Consider the following 1,249-nt stretch of genomic DNA (forward strand, 5'->3'; position numbering starts at 1 on the left):
CCGGTACACCCATTACCTCATATTGCGCTGCCACTTCTGGCTTCTGTGTTACATCAACTGTCTCATATTTGACTCCTGCATCATTTAAGTAATTGGACACCATTTTGCAGGGATTGAAATTTGACTGCTCTAATTTAATTACTCTCATTGAATACATCCTTTCTCGGTAAAAATGAAATCTGAATCCTTTAATGGCTCCACCGTTGCTTTTTTGTACCCATTCCCTTTTTGGCTAAAGAAGTCATGCGACTTAGTTTTAGTGCTCAATCCATTAATAACGATTGGATTAACATCCTCTTCTTCAAACCAATAATCAAAGCCCAGATTGTTTAATGCTTTATTTGCGTTGTATCTGATGAATTTCTTTACATCTGGAGCTAAACCAACCTGATCATAGACGTCTTCTGTATACTCCAATTCATTTTCATAAAGCTCTTGTAGCAAGCTTAAAGCCCATGCGTACAGTTCCTTTTGCTTCTTAGGAGTTTGGTTCTTATATATCTCCCGTGCTAATAAACCGATGTAAACGCCGTGTATCGCTTCGTCACGGATAATTAAATTCACAATTTCCCCGCTCTGCATGAGCTTCCCTTGTCCATAAAAGTAAAGTGGATAATAAAACCCTGAGTAAAAAAGGAAGCTCTCCAAAAACACAGACGCAACCATTGCTTTGAATCAGGAAATATCATCGTTTTTCTTAACTGCTTTATAAATTGAAACAATTGTTCTTGCTTTCTTTTGAAGAAATTTATTGTTTTTAACCCATTCAAACACTTCGTTGATCTGCTCTGTTGGAGCTAATGTAAGAAAGATGTTGCTGTAAGACTTCGCATGGACAGCGTTTTCCATCATCGCCATGAAATTAAGAACCGCTTTTCGCTGATGGCCTTCAACGTGCTCGGCCACAATCGGCATTCCCGTGTTCCCCTGCTCTGTATCAAGCAGTGTCAGGCCGGCGAGCACCTTCATGTACGTATCCTGCTCATTTTTACCCAAATACTTCCAAGTGAGAAGATCGCCGTTTAATGCGATCTCTTCCGGAAGCCAAAACTGCTTTACGTTTTGGTTGTAAAACATTTGGGTGAAATCATCTTCATGCTTTGACCAGTTTGCTGCGTCATAAATTTTTGTCACTGTAAACTCTCCTTTAATCAAACGACACAAGAAAGACAGCTGTCCTGCCCGGTATCTTTCGTTCTTGCATAGTAAATGGTTTTGATGCCTCTATGGTGGGCATACAGATCAATAC

1 protein-coding gene and 1 pseudogene are annotated in these 1,249 nt (G+C 39.8%); both read right to left on the reverse strand.

The genetic code is table 11. The features are described 5' to 3' along the window. Positions 1–157, reverse strand: a 157-nt coding sequence (locus tag ACFVS6_RS42930) for a glutaredoxin family protein (protein WP_389711971.1), incomplete at its 3' end; no start/stop codon positions are given. After that, a pseudogene (gene nrdF, locus ACFVS6_RS42935) lies at positions 145–1,134 on the reverse strand (class 1b ribonucleoside-diphosphate reductase subunit beta). The gene ACFVS6_RS42930 and the pseudogene nrdF, both read right to left, overlap by 13 nt. Positions 1,135–1,249 lie beyond the last annotated feature (115 nt).

It is taken from the genome of Streptomyces sp. NPDC057939 (assembly GCF_042887545.1).
Classification (GTDB): Bacteria; Actinomycetota; Actinomycetes; order Streptomycetales; family Streptomycetaceae; genus Streptomyces.